Origin of the sequence: Promicromonospora kroppenstedtii DSM 19349, assembly GCF_000515355.1 — a bacterium.
Taxonomy (GTDB): domain Bacteria; phylum Actinomycetota; class Actinomycetes; order Actinomycetales; family Cellulomonadaceae; genus Promicromonospora; species Promicromonospora kroppenstedtii.
Genome location: NZ_KI911740.1, coordinates 3,356 through 4,482, shown reverse-complemented (window position 1 = coordinate 4,482; position 1,127 = coordinate 3,356). Strand labels below are relative to the sequence as shown.

Sequence of the window (1,127 nt, the reverse complement as noted above, 5' to 3'; positions counted from 1 at the left end):
ACCAGCGTCGGCGCGCCGATCTCGCGCAGCCGTCCGCCGTGCCACCGGGCGCGCAGGAGGCGGCCCAGCGCCGTCAGATCGCGCGGCCCGGCGTCGAGCCCGCGCTCGATCCGCTCGCGGGCCGCGTCCTCGTCGGTGGGGTTCGCCGGGGACGCCATGAGCTTCGCGACGGTCAGAGAGGCCGCGACGTCGCCGGCGCGTCCCTCGGGGTACCGCTTCGTGGCGAGCCGCGCGGCCAGCCCGAGGTGCAGGTAACGCGGGATGTCACGCCACGACATGTCGCTCGGCGGGGCGTCGCACGACACGAGCCCGAGCACCCGGTCCGGATGTCGCAGCGCGAACCGTTGCGCCACGATGCCGCCCAGCGAGTGCCCGAACACCACGGCGCGGTCCCAGCCGACGGCGTCGAGCACCGCGGCGGCGTCGTCGACGACGTCCTCCGACGTGTACGGCACGGTGCCGGTACCCAGCAACGCGGTGAACGACCCGCTGCGCTCGCCCGGCCGGAACCTGGTCGACGCCCCCGTGTCCCGCTGGTCGTACCGGACCACGTCGAAGCCCTCGTCGGCGAACGCCTGGCACAGCCCGTCCGACCACCAGCACCGGGAGACGGCGAGCCCCATCACCAGCAGGAGCGGGACGCCGCCGCCCGGACCGAACCGGTCGTAGGCGATCTCGACGTCGCGACCACGCGCGTACGCCGTCGGCGACCACATGTCTTGGGCCATCAGAACAGTCTCACCCTTGTCCCTGGACGGCGCCCGGGCGACACCAGGCACGGCAACCGTGTTGCGCAGCGTAGACGTTGTCCACTCCGTGCAACATCGCCCGCAGACCATGTGTTTTCCCTGGCCCGTGGCACCATCGATCTCGTGGACACCCAGTCGTGAGCGGGGCGACGCCGTGAGCGGCGCGCTCAGCGCTCCCGCAGCGCCCCCGCCAGCTCACGCCGCGAGGTGATCCCGAGCTTGCCGAACACCTTGCGCAGGTGCCACTCCACGGTGCGCGGGCTGAGGAACAGCTCCGCGCCGATCTCCGGGTTGGTCCGCCCGGCCACCGCCAGCCGCGCGATCTGCGCCTCCTGGGCGGTCAGCGCGTCCGCCGCGACCGCGCCGCGCCGGCGCACC

Annotated in this window: 2 protein-coding genes; both read right to left on the bottom strand. The window is 73.7% G+C overall.

Annotated elements, in window-relative coordinates; all coding sequences use genetic code 11:
- Positions 1-728, bottom strand: a 728-nt coding sequence (locus PROKR_RS22435; protein ID WP_036968136.1) for an alpha/beta hydrolase, incomplete at its 3' end; no start/stop codon positions are given.
- A 188-nt stretch (positions 729-916) separates the two neighbouring features.
- Positions 917-1,127 (bottom strand): helix-turn-helix domain-containing protein (locus tag PROKR_RS22430; protein ID WP_169736523.1); only part of this gene is annotated, 211 nt, incomplete at its 5' end.